General features: G+C 64.8%; 15 protein-coding genes. 7 read left to right on the forward strand and 8 right to left on the reverse strand.

Translation table 11 applies throughout. The annotated features are described in order from the left end of the window. Positions 1 to 68 precede the first annotated feature (68 nt). The 5 genes from IVB24_RS34365 to IVB24_RS34385 all read right to left on the reverse strand — a co-directional run bounded on the left by IVB24_RS34365 (position 69) and on the right by IVB24_RS34385 (position 7332). A complete protein-coding gene (locus IVB24_RS34365) occupies positions 69 to 881 on the reverse strand; it encodes an ABC transporter permease subunit (RefSeq protein ID WP_247770954.1) in 813 nt (270 codons plus the stop codon). A gap of 4 nt (positions 882 to 885) precedes the next feature. Beyond that, on the reverse strand, positions 886 to 1800 hold the full coding sequence (locus tag IVB24_RS34370; protein WP_166468160.1) for an ABC transporter permease: 915 nt from the start codon (positions 1798 to 1800) through the stop codon (positions 886 to 888). After that, positions 1797 to 2969 carry an ABC transporter ATP-binding protein gene (locus IVB24_RS34375; RefSeq protein ID WP_247770956.1) on the reverse strand — a complete coding sequence of 391 codons (1173 nt, stop codon included), beginning with the start codon at positions 2967 to 2969 and terminating at the stop codon, positions 1797 to 1799. Before IVB24_RS34375 ends, IVB24_RS34370 begins: the two co-directional genes overlap by 4 nt. Positions 2970 to 3043: 74 nt before the next feature. Next, on the reverse strand, positions 3044 to 4504 hold the full coding sequence (locus tag IVB24_RS34380; protein WP_247774225.1) for a glycerol-3-phosphate dehydrogenase: 1461 nt from the start codon (positions 4502 to 4504) through the stop codon (positions 3044 to 3046). A 143-nt stretch (positions 4505 to 4647) separates the two neighbouring features. Beyond that, positions 4648 to 7332 (reverse strand): EAL domain-containing protein, encoded by a 2685-nt coding sequence (locus IVB24_RS34385; RefSeq protein ID WP_247770958.1) that lies wholly within the window; start codon positions 7330 to 7332, stop codon positions 4648 to 4650. A gap of 203 nt (positions 7333 to 7535) precedes the next feature. Between IVB24_RS34385 and IVB24_RS34390 the strand changes: the two genes are divergently transcribed. Then, positions 7536 to 8639, forward strand: coding sequence for an NAD(P)/FAD-dependent oxidoreductase (locus IVB24_RS34390; protein WP_247770960.1), 1104 nt, complete (start codon positions 7536 to 7538; stop codon positions 8637 to 8639). A gap of 172 nt (positions 8640 to 8811) precedes the next feature. Here IVB24_RS34390 and IVB24_RS34395 read toward each other — a convergent pair whose 3' ends face one another. Beyond that, a complete protein-coding gene (locus IVB24_RS34395) occupies positions 8812 to 8991 on the reverse strand; it encodes a DUF465 domain-containing protein (protein ID WP_094976903.1) in 180 nt (59 codons plus the stop codon). Positions 8992 to 9320: 329 nt separating this feature from the next. On the opposite strand from IVB24_RS34395, the gene IVB24_RS34400 reads away from it, so the two are divergent. The 3 genes from IVB24_RS34400 to IVB24_RS34410 all read left to right on the forward strand — a co-directional run bounded on the left by IVB24_RS34400 (position 9321) and on the right by IVB24_RS34410 (position 10141). After that, positions 9321 to 9527 (forward strand): DUF465 domain-containing protein, encoded by a 207-nt coding sequence (locus IVB24_RS34400; RefSeq protein WP_247770964.1) that lies wholly within the window; start codon positions 9321 to 9323, stop codon positions 9525 to 9527. A gap of 119 nt (positions 9528 to 9646) precedes the next feature. Then, positions 9647 to 9865 carry a hypothetical protein gene (locus IVB24_RS34405; RefSeq protein WP_247770966.1) on the forward strand — a complete coding sequence of 73 codons (219 nt, stop codon included), beginning with the start codon at positions 9647 to 9649 and terminating at the stop codon, positions 9863 to 9865. A gap of 24 nt (positions 9866 to 9889) precedes the next feature. Next, positions 9890 to 10141, forward strand: a complete 252-nt coding sequence (locus IVB24_RS34410; RefSeq protein ID WP_094976901.1) for a hypothetical protein — start codon at positions 9890 to 9892, stop codon at positions 10139 to 10141. Here IVB24_RS34410 and IVB24_RS34415 read toward each other — a convergent pair. Continuing rightward, positions 10138 to 10860 (reverse strand): GGDEF domain-containing protein, encoded by a 723-nt coding sequence (locus tag IVB24_RS34415; protein ID WP_247770968.1) that lies wholly within the window; start codon positions 10858 to 10860, stop codon positions 10138 to 10140. The two genes, IVB24_RS34410 and IVB24_RS34415, sit on opposite strands and share 4 nt — an antisense overlap. A 141-nt stretch (positions 10861 to 11001) precedes the next feature. Here IVB24_RS34415 and purE point away from each other — a divergent pair, with 141 nt between their 5' ends. Beyond that, entirely contained in the window at positions 11002 to 11490 is a 489-nt protein-coding gene (gene purE / locus IVB24_RS34420) for a 5-(carboxyamino)imidazole ribonucleotide mutase (protein ID WP_247770970.1), read from the forward strand. Beyond that, entirely contained in the window at positions 11487 to 12593 is a 1107-nt protein-coding gene (locus tag IVB24_RS34425; protein WP_247770972.1) for a 5-(carboxyamino)imidazole ribonucleotide synthase, read from the forward strand. The genes purE and IVB24_RS34425 overlap by 4 nt, the downstream gene beginning before the upstream one ends. Positions 12594 to 12629: 36 nt before the next feature. Here the strand turns inward: IVB24_RS34425 and aqpZ are convergent, their stop codons facing one another. Further along, positions 12630 to 13352 carry an aquaporin Z gene (gene aqpZ, locus IVB24_RS34430; protein ID WP_247770974.1) on the reverse strand — a complete coding sequence of 241 codons (723 nt, stop codon included), beginning with the start codon at positions 13350 to 13352 and terminating at the stop codon, positions 12630 to 12632. 261 nt (positions 13353 to 13613) lie between these two features. On the opposite strand from aqpZ, the gene rpsU reads away from it, so the two are divergent. After that, positions 13614 to 13922 carry a 30S ribosomal protein S21 gene (gene rpsU / locus IVB24_RS34435; RefSeq protein ID WP_208073004.1) on the forward strand — a complete coding sequence of 103 codons (309 nt, stop codon included), beginning with the start codon at positions 13614 to 13616 and terminating at the stop codon, positions 13920 to 13922. The last annotated feature ends 189 nt before the right edge of the window (positions 13923 to 14111 follow it).

Consider the following 14111-nt stretch of genomic DNA (forward strand, 5'->3'; position numbering starts at 1 on the left):
GTGCGTCAGCACCGAGCCCGGAATCTCGAGATTCCGGGTTCGCGCTGGAGCGCCCCCGGAATGACTGCTCAGAGCGGTGCCGCGCTCTCGCCCTGCTCGCTCGATAGTTTCGAAGCAAGCGAGGCGATGACGATCACCACCGCGATCGAGGCGATCACCAGCGTGCAGATCGCGTTGATCTCCGGCTTCACGCCGAGCCGCACCTCCGAATAGATCCGGATCGGCAGCGTCGCCGAGCCGGGACCGGTGGTGAAGCTCGCGATCACGAGGTCGTCGAGCGACAGCGTGAAGGCCAGCATCCAGCCGGCGACGATCGCGGGCGCGATCAGCGGCAGCGTCACCGAAAGAAAAGCGCGCACCGGATCGCAGCCGAGATCCATCGCCGCCTCTTCCAGCGAACGGTCGAGCGAGCCGAGGCGGGACTGCACGACCACGGCGACGAAACACATCGTCAGCGTGGTATGGGCGATCGTCACCGTCCAGAAGCCGCGCTCGGCGTTCAGCGCGACGAACAACAGCAGCAGCGACAGCCCCGTGATCACCTCGGGCATCACCAGTGGCGCATAGAGCATGCCGGAGAACAGTGTGCGGCCGCGGAAGCGCTCGCCGCGCGACAACGCGACCGCGGCGAGCGTGCCGAGCAGCGTGGCGATGGTCGCGGAGGAGACCGCTACGCGAAAGCTCATCCAGGCCGCCTCGATCATGGCGCGGTCGTTGAAGAATTCATGATACCAGCGCAGCGACCAGCCGCCCCACACCGTCACCAGCCGCGAGGCGTTGAAGGAATAGATGACGAGGATGAGGATCGGCAGATAGAGGAAGGCCAGCCCCAGCGCGAGCGAGGCGATGTTGAAACGGGACAGGCGGGAGACCTTGCGCATGGCGTCAGCGCCCCTGTTCCAGCTGCCGTTTCTGCAGCCGTTCGTACAGCAACAGAGGCAACAGCAGCACCACGAGCAGCACAATGGCGGCGGCAGAGGCGACCGGCCAGTCCTTGTTGGTGAAGAATTCGAGCCACAGGGTCTGGCCGATCATCAGCGAATTGGAGCCGGCCAGAAGATCGGGGATGACGAATTCGCCGACGATGGGAATGAAGCACAGCAGCACGCCGGCGCCGACACCGGGCAGCGACAGCGGAAAGGTGACGAGCCAGAACACCTGCCACGGCGGCGCGCCGAGATCGGAGGCTGCCTCCTCCAGCACCGGCTCCATCTTCGCGAGCGTGGCGTAGAGCGGCAGGATCATGAACGGCAGATAGGAATAGACGATGCCGATATACATCGCGCTGTCGGTGGAGAGCCAGACCACCGGCTGGCTGACCAGGTGCAGCGCCAGCAGGATCTGGTTCAGCAGCCCGTCGTGCTGGAGGATGTTGATCCAGGCATAGATGCGGATCAGGAACGAGGTCCAGAACGGTACGATCACCAGCACCATCGCCACCGCCTGCCAACGCCTCGGCAGCCGCGCCATGCCATAGGCGATGGGATAGCCGACGAGCAGCAACAGCACCGTTGAGGTCACGGCGACCGTAAGGCTGCGCAGATAGGCGAATACATAGAGGTCGTCAGAGACGAGCAGCCTGAAATTGTCGATCGAGAGTGCGGCAAAGGCCGCCTTCAGCGCGTCCCACCCCGCCGTCAGGTCGAATACCGGCTCGTAAGGCGGCTGCGCGATCGCCGTCTGCGACAGGCTGATCTTCAGCACGAAGGCAAAGGGCACCAGGAAGAACAGTACCATCCAGACATAGGGCGCGATCGCGGCAAAGCGCGCCGGCCGCGCGAAGATGCGGCGGGCGCTCATGACGGCAGCACCACGCAATCATCGGGCGTGAACCAGGCGACGATTTGCTGGCCCACGCTATAGGCGTCGACATCCAGGCGCGCGCTATTGGCGACGGAGGCCCGTACGATCCCGCCGGTATCGAGCTTCACTTTGTAGGTGGTGGTGCCGCCGAGATAGCAGATGTCCGCGATCACGCCGTCCAGGCTGTTGATCGTGGTTTCACGGCCGGCTTCGCTCACCGGGGCGCGGCGGGACAACTTGATCTTCTCGGGGCGAATCGCGATGGAGAATTTTCCCGCACCGACCGGTTCGCGCGGCTCGGCCACCACCAGCGTACCCGCATCACGCGTGCCAATGACCAGACGATGACCGTCGCGCAATTTGGTCTCGCCGTCGAACAGGTTGATGTCGCCGACGAACTCCGCGATCCAGCGCGAGCGCGGTGCTTCATAGAGTTCGCGGGGGCTCGCGACCTGAGCAAGCCTGCCGGCGTTCATCACGCCGATTCTATCAGCCATCGTCATCGCCTCCTCCTGATCGTGAGTGACGATGATGAAGGTCATGCCGAGCCGGCGCTGCAGCTCCATCAACTCGCCCTGCGTGCTCTGACGCAGCTTCTTGTCGAGCGCGGCAAGCGGCTCGTCGAGCAGCAGCAATTGCGGGCGTCGCGCCAGTGCACGGGCGAGCGCGACGCGCTGGCGCTGGCCGCCGGAGAGCTGATCCGGCTTGCGCTTCTCCAGCCCTTCGAGCTTCACCAGCGCGACCATCTCGGCCACACGGGTGGCGATCTCGGCGCGCGCCATGCCAGCGCGCTTGAGGCCGAAGGCAATGTTGTCGCGCACGGAGAGATGCGGAAACAGCGCGTAGTTCTGGAACATCATGTTGATCGGCCGCTCATGCGGCAGCGCCTGCGCGATATCCTTATTCCCGAGCAGGATCCTCCCTTCATCCGGCGCCTCGAAGCCGGCAAGCATGCGCAGCAGCGTGGTCTTGCCGCAACCGCTGGGACCGAGCAGCGCGAAGAATTCGCCGGCCTTGATATCGAGCGAGACCCCGTCCACGGCGCGGAAGGTGCCAAAGGTTTTGACTACGCCCTCGATGCGCAGCAGCGGCTGGCCCGCCGCAGGAAGCGCATCTCCGCCGCCCGTATTGGCCACGCCGTCTGTTCTGGGCAACTCGTCCGTCATGTTCCTGCCAACCCCGATTCCGCCGCACGCTAGCCGCCGATCCTCCCTAGCTCAACCGCGTCGGGAAAGATCGTTCACATCACATTCGCCATGAACGTGGCAACTGCGTCGCGGTCCGCCGCAGGCATGGTCAGGCCCAGCTTGGATCGGCGCCAGAGGATATCGTCCGGAAAGCGCGCCCATTCACAAGCCATCAGGTAGCGGATCTCGGCACCCGTCAACTCAGGGCCGAAGACCGGACCAAGTTCGTCCCGGGTCTTCGCCTCGCCTAGCACGGCCGACAACCGCGACCCGTAAGCCGCGACCAGACGCTGCGCCTCCGGCTCCGACAGAAAGCGCCAGCGGTCGCGCGCGAGGTCGATCTCGGTGTCGAAACGGTCCCATGCAAAATCTCCGCCGGGCAGCGCGGCGCCGGCAGTCCAGGGCGGCGACATCGGATAGAACGGCGTCAGCTTCGTCACCGCCCACTCCGCGCGCAGGCGCGAGGTGGTGACGTCGCCGCCGAACATCGTCAGCAGCGGCGCCTTGCGCCGGCGCGCATGGAACAGCATCGTGCCGTCGCGGCCGCGTGCGGACGCCAGCGTGAGGTTGACGCCGGAGACCGTGCTGACCACGTCGGTCGGGGCAACGCGCTCCCGAAAATAGCGGCTGGCGGCGTCGCAGAGATAGCCGACGTCGGCCCCCGGCATCGCGACAATGGCGGGATCGCCGGTGAAGGCGTGCGTGACAGTGCCGATCAGCGTGAAGTCGCGCTCGAAGGGCCGGGCAAAGATCAGCCGTCCATCATTGTTCTGAAAGACGTAGACGTTCTCGGAATTGAACAGCCTCGGCACAATGATCTGGCTCATCTGCGTGGCCGCCATGGCGGGCTGCGGCTGCCGCAGCACGGTATCGGCGACCATCGGCGTCCAGGCGCCGGTGGCGTTGGCCAGCGCCCGCGCCGTGATCGTGCGGCGATGGCCGCGATCGACCACCGCGAGCCGCCAGGTATCAGTTCTGTCGGCACGCACACAACGGGCACCAGTCCGGATCGCGGCGCCACGTTCGGCCGCATCCAGCGCCGTCAGCACCACCAGGCGAGAGTCGTCGACGACGCAGTCCGAATATTCGAACGCCGTGCCGAACGGGCGCCTCAGCGCGTTGCCGACCGGATGGTGCGTGATGTCGAGGGTCGCCGATGGTGGCAGGCCGCCCCGGTTCGCGAGACCGTCATAGACATACAGGCCGGCGCGCAGCAGCCACGGCGGACGCTCGTCGGAATGCGCGGGGATCACGAAGCGCAGCGGCCGGACCAGATGTGGCGCGATCCGGAGCCAGGTCCGGCGCTCGGCCAGGGCCCGGCGCACCCGCCGGAACCTGCGCCGCTCCAGCACCGACAGATCGCCGTGGATCAGCCGCGGTGTCGCCGACGATGCCGCGCCGCCGAGATCGCCCTGCTCGAACAGGATCACCCGCAGGCCGCGGCCTGCCGCATCGCGCGCGAGGCTGACACCGTTCAGGCCGCCGCCGATGATCGCGAGGTCGTAATCCGCCATGAAGCCGTCGAGAAGGAGCAAAGCGCCCCATCATCACTAGAGCCATTTCCGTTCCGATGAAATCGGAACGGGGCTCTGGATTCTCATTCCGACGCGTTTTCTCGACACGAGCCGGTGTCCGCTTCGCTCGGAAACGCTCTAGACTAGCCGGTCTTGAGCGCAAGCTCCATGATCTCAGCGCGGCCGACGAGCCCGGCATATTTTCCGATCGGCAGGGGCTTGCCGAGCAGATAGCCCTGCACGCCGTCGCAGCCCTCCTTGGCGAGGAAGACAAGTTGCTCGACGGTCTCGACGCCCTCGGCGACGATCGACATTTCGAGACCGTGGCCGAGATCGATCACTGCGCGAACGATCGCAGCCGATTGCGGGTTGCGGCCGAGATTGGTGATGAAGGCCCGGTCGATCTTGATCTTGTCGAACGGGAACGCCTGGAGGTAGCTCAGCGAGGAATATCCGCTGCCGAAATCGTCCATGGAGATGCGCACCCCGAGCGCCTTCAGGCGGCGCAGCAGCGCGAGGCCCCGGTCGAAATCCTCGATCAGCACGCCCTCGGTGATCTCCAGCTCGAGCCGACCGGGCGCAAGGCCGGTCTCGATCAGGATCGAATGGACCAGCCCGACCACGTCGCCGTGCATGAACTGCGCCGGCGACAGATTGACCGCAACCTGGAGCGGCTTCGGCCAGGAGGCCGCCTCGCGGCAGGCCTCGCGCAGGATCCACTCGCCCATCTCGACGATCAAGCCGCTCTCCTCGGCGATCGGTATGAATTCGGCCGGCGAGACCTGGCCGCGCACCGGATGCTGCCAGCGCGCCAGCGCCTCGAAGCCGATGATCTCGCTTTCGGCGACGCTGTGGCCCGCGGCGCCCTGCGGCTGAAACGCCAGCGAAAGCTCGCCGTTCTTGATCGCCACCGAGAGGTCCTGGTGCAGCACGCGGCGATCGCGGATCTGCTGGTCCATCTCCGGCTGGTAGAGGCTGATGGTGCCGCGCGACTTCTGCTTGGCGCGGAACAGCGCCGCACCGGCATTGGCGAGCAACGAGGCGCCGTCGGCGCCGTTATGCGGGAAGATCGACATGCCGGTGGTCACGCCCGCGCGCACCGGGCGGCCGTCGATATGGAAATCCCGCGAGACGGCTTCGCCGACATGCTCCGCCAGTGCGAGTCCCGCCTCGGGTTGCTTGCCGTCGATGATGAGCCCGAACTCGTCGCCCGACAGGCGCGCGACCAGGCCGCCGCGCGCGACGTCCTGGAGCCGCTGCGCGACCTCGATCAGGAGCTTGTCGCCGAGCGCATGGCCGAAGACGTCGTTGACCTCCTTGAGGCCGTCGAGGTCGATCGAGAGGACCGCGAACTCCTCGCCGGTGCCTTCGCAGGCCTCGATCATCTGGTTCAGCGCCTGCAGGAAGGCGGCGCGGTTGGGCAGGTCGGTGAGGCCGTCGTGATAGGCCATGTGCGCCATGCGCGACTCGGTCTGGCGGCGGTCGGTGACGTCCTCGTGAGTCTTGATCAAATATTGCGGCTCGCCGGCATCGTTGACCACGGTGGCGCGGCGGGTGAGGAACAGGCGCAAGCCCGCCTTGGTCGAGATCGGGTGCTCCTCGGAGATCATCCCGCGTTTCTTAATCGCGGCTTCGTCGCGCGCGATGATCAGCTTGGCTTCCTTGGGATTGAAGATGTCCGACGCTGTCAGGCCGGTTGCTTCCTCGCGCCGGCGGTTGAGGATCGTCTCGGCGCTGCGATTGGCGAGCAGATAACGGCCGTCCTTGACCTGTTCGACGATCAACGCCACCGGGATGTTGTCGACCACCAGCTCGAGGAACTTCTTGGTGCTCTCCAGCTCCTTCGACAGCGAGCGGCGGTCGGTGACGTCCTCGAACACGAGCATCAGGAATTCGGGCTTGTTGTTCTCGTTGCGGACCACGATCCGGATCGAGGCGACCATGCGCCGCTCGCCGCCACGATCGACCTCGAATTCGTTGCGGAACTGACCGTCCGGCGAATCGAGCGCCGCCCGGTCGGTCGCCTCGATAGTGGCCGCCGAGGCGGACGCGAACAGCTCGCGCGCATTCTTGCCGACGACCTGGTCTCGCGAGAACCCCCAGAACCGCTCATAGGCGCTGTTGGCGAAGATGTAGCGGCCGTCCTCGATGTTCTTCGCGGCCACGCAGGCCGGCACGTTGTCCAGCACCGTCTCGAGGAACTGCTTGGTCGAGGCGAGCTGTCGCGACAGCTTACGCTGCTCGCTGACATCCAGATGGGTCGCCACCGAGCCACCGTTCGGCAGCACGAAATATTTCACCAGGATGGCCCGCCCGTCCGGCAGCTCGGTGATCAGACCGTTGGGGCTTGCCGCCTTCTCGTAGAACTCGTCATCGGAGGCGCCAAGCACCCCGCGCTTGCGTCGCAGCGCGAGGAGCTCGTAGCCGTTCATGTCGGCCCAGAGGTCCGACCGCTTGAGGCCATAGAGCTCGAGATAGCGGTCATTGCAGAAGATGATGCGGCGCTGCGCATCCGTCATCACCACGCCCTGGTTGAGGTTGTTCATGGCGGAGGAGACGAAGGCGTTGCGCCGGAGCTGCAAGCGCCGGGTCCGGCGCAGCGAGGAATGGATCCACAGCGCGATCGCGGCGAAGAAGGCGCAGACGACGATGCCCGCGATCAGGACTTCCCAGACCACGTTGGGATCGAGCTCGCCGAGATAGCTCGGCGCGGCGAAGCTGTCGGACAGCGCAAAGGCGCGCGCGGGCGCAACCGTGCCGGCGAGGCACACAACGGCCTGCACAGCAATCGGAAGCGTGCTGCCCTCGTGCCAGTTCTTCTCAGCCATCAGCCACCCGCGATTTCAACGTTGGATTGTCTGGCTTCACGGGTTTGGATCGGGTAAACGCCTGTACGCGCAACGGAAAAAATGTGACGTGAAATACGGCAATTGCCCTGACATGATAAATTCTTCCTTAAGGGAAAATGGCCCCGCGCCATTCTCTCCAGGCCGGATGCCACCGGCGCTTCCAGCGGACATCCTACACAGCCATGGATAGAGTCGATTGCGTCGTCATCGGAGCCGGTGTGGTCGGGCTCGCGGTGGCTCGAAAGCTTGCGCAGGCCGGGCGCGAGGTCATCGTGCTCGAAGAGGCCGAGGCGATCGGCACCATCACCTCCTCACGCAACAGCGAGGTGATCCATGCCGGCATCTACTACCGCGCCGGGAGCTGGATGGCGCGCATGTGCATCGACGGCAAGCACGCGCTCTACCGCTACTGCGCCGAGCGCGGCATCCCGCACAGGAATTGCGGCAAGCTGATCGTCGCGACCAGCCCGAAGGAGACCGAGAAGCTGCAATCGATCAAGGCGCATGCCGAGGCCAATGGCGTGCTCGACATGCAGCTGCTCACGGGCGAGGCGGCACGTGCGCTGGAGCCGGCGTTGGCCTGCGACGCCGCGCTGCTGTCGCCATCGACGGGCATCATCGACAGCCACGCCTACATGCTCTCGCTGCGCGGCGAGGCCGAGGAAGCCGGCGCGGCCTTCGCGTTTCACACGCCGCTGGTCCGCGCCAAGGCTGCGAACGGCCTGATCGAGATCGACGCCGGCGGCGAGGCGCCAATGACGCTGCAATGCAGCCTCCTCGTCAACGCCGCGGGACTCTCGGCGACCCATGTGGCGCGCAATATCGACGGCATGCCGCTGGACCGCATTCCGCGCGCCTATCTCGCCAAGGGAAATTACTTCAGCTGCAACGCCAAGGCTCCGTTCTCGCGCCTGATCTATCCGGTGCCCGAACCGGGCGGGCTCGGGGTGCATCTGACGCTGGACATGGCAGGCCAGGCGCGCTTCGGCCCTGACGTCGAGTGGATCGAGACGATCGATTACGAGGTCGACCCGTCACGCGCCGAGCGGTTCTACCCGGCGATCCGCAAATACTGGCCGACGCTGCCTGACGGCGCGTTGATGCCGAGCTATTCGGGTATCCGGCCGAAGATCGTACCGCCCGCGGTGGCGACGCAGGACTTCCTGATGCAGGGCCCGCGCGATCACGGCGTCGCTGGCCTGATCAACCTGTTCGGCATCGAATCGCCGGGATTGACGTCGTCGCTCGCGATCGCAGATCACGTCGCCGAGCTCGCAGAGATCTGAAGCGTTTTCGAGCGAGGCGGATACCTGTTCGCGGCAAGAATACGCGCTCCGACAAAAGCCAAACACAGCGCGAGCTTCTCTGCACGGTGCGCACCTTGCTGCAGGGATGAGCGCAAAAGCTCTCACCCCTGCGGATAAGGGTGCGATTAACTCTACGCTGTTACGGGGGGTGCTAGTGGAGCGTGTCGCCGTGCCTCAAACGCTCGATCTGGTCCTTGACCATCAACTTCCGGCGCTTCAACTCAACAATTTGCAGGTCGTCTGTTGAAAGGTGCACGAGAGCATCGTGCAATTCGTTTTCGAGAATTTTGTGCTTCCGCTCCAATTCAACGAGATGTGCCTGAATTGTCATTCGAAACCTCCTCGGTAGGGCTGAACCTCAGGATTCGATCCGGACAACGAAGTTTACATCACCGATTCGTTCTGTCGATGGGTATCCGTCGTCGCAGCTTCATTTTTGAAAATTCATATGTAACGAAGCGTGAGTAAAGGAACCGCGCGGGAAAAATCCATGATATCAATGCGCTTGCGCAGCGCCGCAGCGATCAGCGGAAATATCTCGCTGGAGATCGGCGAACGGTGGTCGCAGATCGCTTGCGATCACGCCGCGCAAGGACGATAGTTTCCACAGGGCATCCACAGCCTTCATCCCACGCCTATCGGTTTTCGGCCACCGCAGACATGACCAATGAAGACGAGCGTGAGCTCGAAGCCGAGCTCACCCGGTTGCAGCAGGAACACCGAGATCTCGATGCGGCGATCGATGCACTGCATCAATCGCCCGCCCCCGACCTATTGCGGCTGCAGCGGTTGAAGAAGCGCAAGCTTTTGTTACGAGACCGCATCGCGTTCATCGAAGACCAGCTCACCCCCGACATCATCGCCTGATCCGCAGACCTGTGCGCGGCCAAGCCACGGTGGATCGAATCCGCTTGACTCGAAAAGAACAAAATAAGAACATTCGATAGCCAACGCCGCCCCCCCCTGGAACGCACGAGGAAACGCAGATGTCGCCAGCCGCACTTCTCGACAACAGTCATTATGAACAGGCCTGCGATCAGGCGATCGCGATGTGTGACGGCAATCTGCGCAGCACCATCAAGGCGCTGATCATGGCCAACGAATATCTGGAGGCCGAGCTGGAGGAATTGCAGGCGGCGATTTCCGCGGGCTGCATTCCGGACACTTCGCGCAGCAAGGTGCGGAGCAAGAGCAGCGCCGCCTGAACCTTCAGCCGATCGGAGCCGACCATGCCCGACGTCACCTACTACGTTGCATTGCCCTTCCTGACCGACGAGGACGGCTCGCCGGTGGCAGGCGCGGCCGAGGAATGTCAGACATCGGCTGCCGCCCTGCGTCGTGCGGAAATGCTGGCGCACGGCACCGGCCATATCGGCGCCGTCGCCTTCAGCCGCAGTGGCGATCCCCTGACCGGCGAGTTTGGCGATGCAAAATTGCTGCGGAAATTCGGTACCGTACCGCCGGATCTCAGCGCGCTTTAGCTGCCGACCAGCCTGATCCGCGGCTCGTGCCGCCGCTGCGCCTTGCGCACATACATGGCGGCATCCGCCTCCTCGAGGGCGCGGCCCGGGTCGGACTGCGCCCCCAGCAGCGCGACACCGGCGGAGGCGCCCGCGGTCACATGCTGGCCGCGAAAGACAAAGGACAATTCGTCGACCGCCTGCTCGAAGGCGATCGCCTTCGCCTTGGCGTCGATCCCGCTGAGATTCCAGAGCAGCAGCGCGAACTCGTCGCCCCCGAGCCGGCCGACCACGTCGGAGGCACGGACCTGCCGCGTCAACGTGGCGGCAATCGCCTTGAGTACCTCGTCGCCGGCGCCATGACCGAACGAATCGTTGATCGGCTTCAACCGATCGACGTCGAGCACGATCAGCGCCCCACTGGCGCGGTAGCGCTTCATGTAGGCGACGGCGCGCGCCAGCTCGCGCTCGAAGCCGCGCCGGTTCGGAATCTCGAGCAGGAAATCGGTGTCGGCCGCAGCTTCGAGTTCCGCAACCCGCCGCTGCGCCTCCTTGAGCTTGGTCCGCAAGCCCCGGATCGTCGCCGTGACGGTATCCTTGGCTAAATCATCGCCCGACGCGCCGCGCCGCGGCGGCTTCGCCGGACGCTTGATCAGCCTGGGGGCGGCTTTGGATCGGCCGGCGCTGGTCTTCCGGCCCTTTTTGGCCTTCGCAGCGTCCGCCCTTTTTAGTTTCTTCATAGGCATCCTGCTCAATGAAGGCTTGCGGGGATTCACCAAGACAGGATAGTGGATTCCCTTCTCCTTGCCACCGCCTTGCGAGCCGCCGGCCGGAACCGTTAATCTGGCCCATCTTTCTGTTTTTCGGGCACAATTGACGTCATGACCGCGCCGATCGCCATCATCATGGGAAGCCAGTCGGACTGGGACACGATGCGACATGCCGCCGACACGCTGGCAGCGCTCGGCATTGCCACCGATACTCGCATCGTTTCGGCCCACCGCACCCCCGACCGCCTGTTTGCGTTCGCCAAGGGGGCCAAGGCTGCCGGGTTCAAGGTGGTCGTCGCCGGCGCCGGTGGCGCTGCACACCTGCCCGGCATGGCGGCGGCGTTGACCGAGCTTCCGGTGTTCGGCGTTCCCATCGAATCCAAGACGCTCAAGGGCCTCGATTCGCTCTATTCGATCGTCCAAATGCCCGCCGGCATCCCGGTCGGCACCCTCGCCATCGGCAAGGCCGGCGCGATCAACGCCGCGCTGCTGGCGGCGTCCGTCCTGGCGTTGTCCGACCCGGCGCTGTCCGATCGCCTCGCCGCCTGGCGCAGGGCGCAAACCGAGGCGGTCGCCGAGCGCCCGGAGGACAAGGCGTGACCGACACCAGGCAGGTGAAGCTGAAGCCCGGTGACACCATCGGAATCCTCGGCGGCGGACAATTGGGCCGAATGCTGGCCATGGCTGCGGCGCGGCTCGGCCTGCGCTGTCAGGTGTTCTCGCCCGATCCGGACTCGCCGGCCTTCGACGTCGTATTGAACGCGACCTGCGCCGAATATGCCGATGTCGAAGCGCTCGAACTGTTCGCCAACGACGTCGACGTCATCACCTACGAATTCGAGAACGTGCCATCGGCCGCCGCGATGGTGCTGGACGCGCGTCGACCCGTGCTGCCCAACCGCAAGATCCTCGAGACCACCCAGGACCGGCTCGCCGAGAAGGATTTCGTGACGCGGCTCGGCATCGGCACCGCGGCCTATGCCGACGTCACCTCCGTGTCCTCGCTACGCGAGGCGATCGCCAGGATCGGCCTTCCGGCCGTGCTCAAGACCCGCCGCTTCGGTTATGACGGCAAGGGCCAGGCCATCATCCGCGAGGGCGACGACATCGCCAAGGTGTGGACCAGCCTCGCCACCAAATCCGCGATTCTGGAAGCCTTCGTGCCCTACGAGCGCGAGATCTCCGTGATCGCCGCGCGCTCGGCCACGGGCCAGGTCGAGTGTTTCGACGTCACCGAGAACGAGCATCGCGACCACATTCTGAAGATATCCCGAGCGCCCGCCCGAATTCCCGACGCGCTCGCCGAGGAAGCCCGCAGCATCGCCGGCAAGATCGCGAGCGCGCTCGACTATATCGGCGTGCTCGCCGTCGAGATGTTCGTGCTCGCCAACGGCACCGGCCCGAAGGTGCTGGTCAACGAGATCGCCCCCCGCGTGCATAATTCCGGGCACTGGACGCTCGACGGCGCGTCGGTCTCGCAGTTCGAGCAGCACATCCGCGCCATCGCCGGCTGGCCGCTCGGCAAGCCCGTGCGCCACGGCGAAATCGTCACCATGACCAATCTGATCGGCGACGAGATCAACGATTACGAGAAATGGCTGAGCGTGCCGGGCGCGACCGTGCACATCTACGGCAAGGGCGCGCCGCGCCCCGGCCGAAAGATGGGCCACGTCACCGAAGTGCTTTCCACCACGGGCAGGTAACGGGACCGCAGCAATCGCTGCGATCCCGCTTTGCGACTACGCCGTCTTCGTGCCTGCGACGACGCCAGCGGGCTCCTCGCTGAGCCAGCGATAGATCACCCCGCCCAGGGCGCCGCCGATCAGCGGTGCGACCCAGAACAGCCAGAGCTGCGCGGTCGCCCAGCCGCCGACGAACAGCGCAGGGCCCGTGCTGCGCGCCGGGTTCACCGAAGTATTGGTGACGGGGATGCTGACGAGATGGATCATCACCAGCGCGAGCCCGATCGCGAGCGGCGCAAAGCCTGCGGGTGCGCGGCCATGGGTCGCGCCCATGATGATGAACAGGAACATCATGGTCATCACCACCTCGGTGAGGAAGCACACGATCATGCTGTACTGGCCGGGCGAATGCGCATCATAGCCGTTGGAGGCGAAGCCCTTGCTGACATCGAAACCCGGAGCTCCGCTCGCGATGACGTAGAGGAGCCAGGCGGCCACGATCGCGCCGGCCACCTGGGCGATCACGTAGGGCAGGATCTGCCCGGCGGGAAAACGGCCGCCGGCAGCAAGCCCGACGGTGACCGCCGGGTTGAGATGGCAACCCGAGATATGGCCGATCGCATAGGCCATGGTGACGACGCTCAAGCCGAACGCCAAGGAGACGCCGACCAGGCCGATTCCGACCTGCGGAAAACCGGCGGCGATCACCGCGCTACCGCAACCTGCGAATGTGAGCCAAAAGGTGCCGATGGCCTCAGCGGCGTATTTCTTGATATCCATGTGTCGTCCCCTGCTTTCAAAGATTCCGGAACGAAGCTCCGGAAACGGCCCCACCCTTGGCGTCAAATCTCCCAAATCAGGGCCGCGCAGAGGTATTTTGCCTCATTTAATGGCTGAACTTGGCCCGAATCCCCGCTTGGCCGGTGGACATCCCGGGTTTTGTCTGATACATCCGCGCCCTCAAGGTTAAGGGCTTGCGCGTTTTCGCCATCCCCTTTGACTTACCAGAATTCAAATCCGATCCACTGAAGAGGATGCCGCGTGCAGGTTCTCGTTCGCGATAACAATGTCGACCAAGCCCTCAAGGCGCTGAAGAAGAAGATGCAGCGCGAGGGAATTTTCCGCGAGATGAAGCTCCGCGGTCATTACGAGAAGCCCTCCGAGAAGAAGGCCCGCGAAAAGGCCGAAGCCGTGCGCCGCGCGCGCAAGCTGGCCCGCAAGAAGCTGCAGCGCGAAGGCCTGCTGCCGATGAAGCCCAAGCCGGTGTTCGGCGCCGGTCCCGGCGGTGATCGCGGCGGTCGTAGCGGCCCGGGTGCAGGTGCAGGTGCAGGTCCGCGCGGACCGCGCTGATTTACCGAATCTTGAAAGACTTTGAGTTTTCGATGACGCGGGCCTCTGGCCCGCGTTATTGTTTGTGCGCGGAGCCTTTCCGGGCCGGGCATCAGGGGCGCGGCACACAGGCGCGATGAGATTTGGATTGAACGTCGTCGCGCTTTGGTTTGTTGTTCGAGCATGATCTCTACGCAAACGCGTTCCGCG

Source organism: Bradyrhizobium sp. 192 (genome assembly GCF_023100965.1).
Lineage (GTDB): Bacteria > Pseudomonadota > Alphaproteobacteria > Rhizobiales > Xanthobacteraceae > Bradyrhizobium > Bradyrhizobium symbiodeficiens.

Bases quoted from the DNA above. Each gene is read 5' to 3' on its own strand.
- IVB24_RS34395 (WP_094976903.1), bottom strand. From the start codon at position 8,991: ATGACAATTCAGGCACATCTCGTTGAATTGGAGCGGAAGCACAAAATT.
- IVB24_RS34375 (WP_247770956.1), bottom strand. From the start codon at position 2,969: ATGACGGACGAGTTGCCCAGAACAGACGGCGTGGCCAATACGGGCGGC.
- IVB24_RS34365 (WP_247770954.1), bottom strand. From the start codon at position 881: ATGCGCAAGGTCTCCCGCCTGTCCCGTTTCAACATCGCCTCGCTCGCG.
- IVB24_RS34400 (WP_247770964.1), top strand. From the start codon at position 9,321: ATGACCAATGAAGACGAGCGTGAGCTCGAAGCCGAGCTCACCCGGTTG.
- IVB24_RS34390 (WP_247770960.1), top strand. From the start codon at position 7,536: ATGGATAGAGTCGATTGCGTCGTCATCGGAGCCGGTGTGGTCGGGCTC.
- IVB24_RS34380 (WP_247774225.1), bottom strand. From the start codon at position 4,504: ATGGCGGATTACGACCTCGCGATCATCGGCGGCGGCCTGAACGGTGTC.
- purE (WP_247770970.1), top strand. From the start codon at position 11,002: ATGACCGCGCCGATCGCCATCATCATGGGAAGCCAGTCGGACTGGGAC.
- IVB24_RS34415 (WP_247770968.1), bottom strand. From the start codon at position 10,860: ATGAAGAAACTAAAAAGGGCGGACGCTGCGAAGGCCAAAAAGGGCCGG.
- IVB24_RS34385 (WP_247770958.1), bottom strand. From the start codon at position 7,332: ATGGCTGAGAAGAACTGGCACGAGGGCAGCACGCTTCCGATTGCTGTG.
- aqpZ (WP_247770974.1), bottom strand. From the start codon at position 13,352: ATGGATATCAAGAAATACGCCGCTGAGGCCATCGGCACCTTTTGGCTC.
- IVB24_RS34410 (WP_094976901.1), top strand. From the start codon at position 9,890: ATGCCCGACGTCACCTACTACGTTGCATTGCCCTTCCTGACCGACGAG.
- IVB24_RS34370 (WP_166468160.1), bottom strand. From the start codon at position 1,800: ATGAGCGCCCGCCGCATCTTCGCGCGGCCGGCGCGCTTTGCCGCGATC.
- IVB24_RS34405 (WP_247770966.1), top strand. From the start codon at position 9,647: ATGTCGCCAGCCGCACTTCTCGACAACAGTCATTATGAACAGGCCTGC.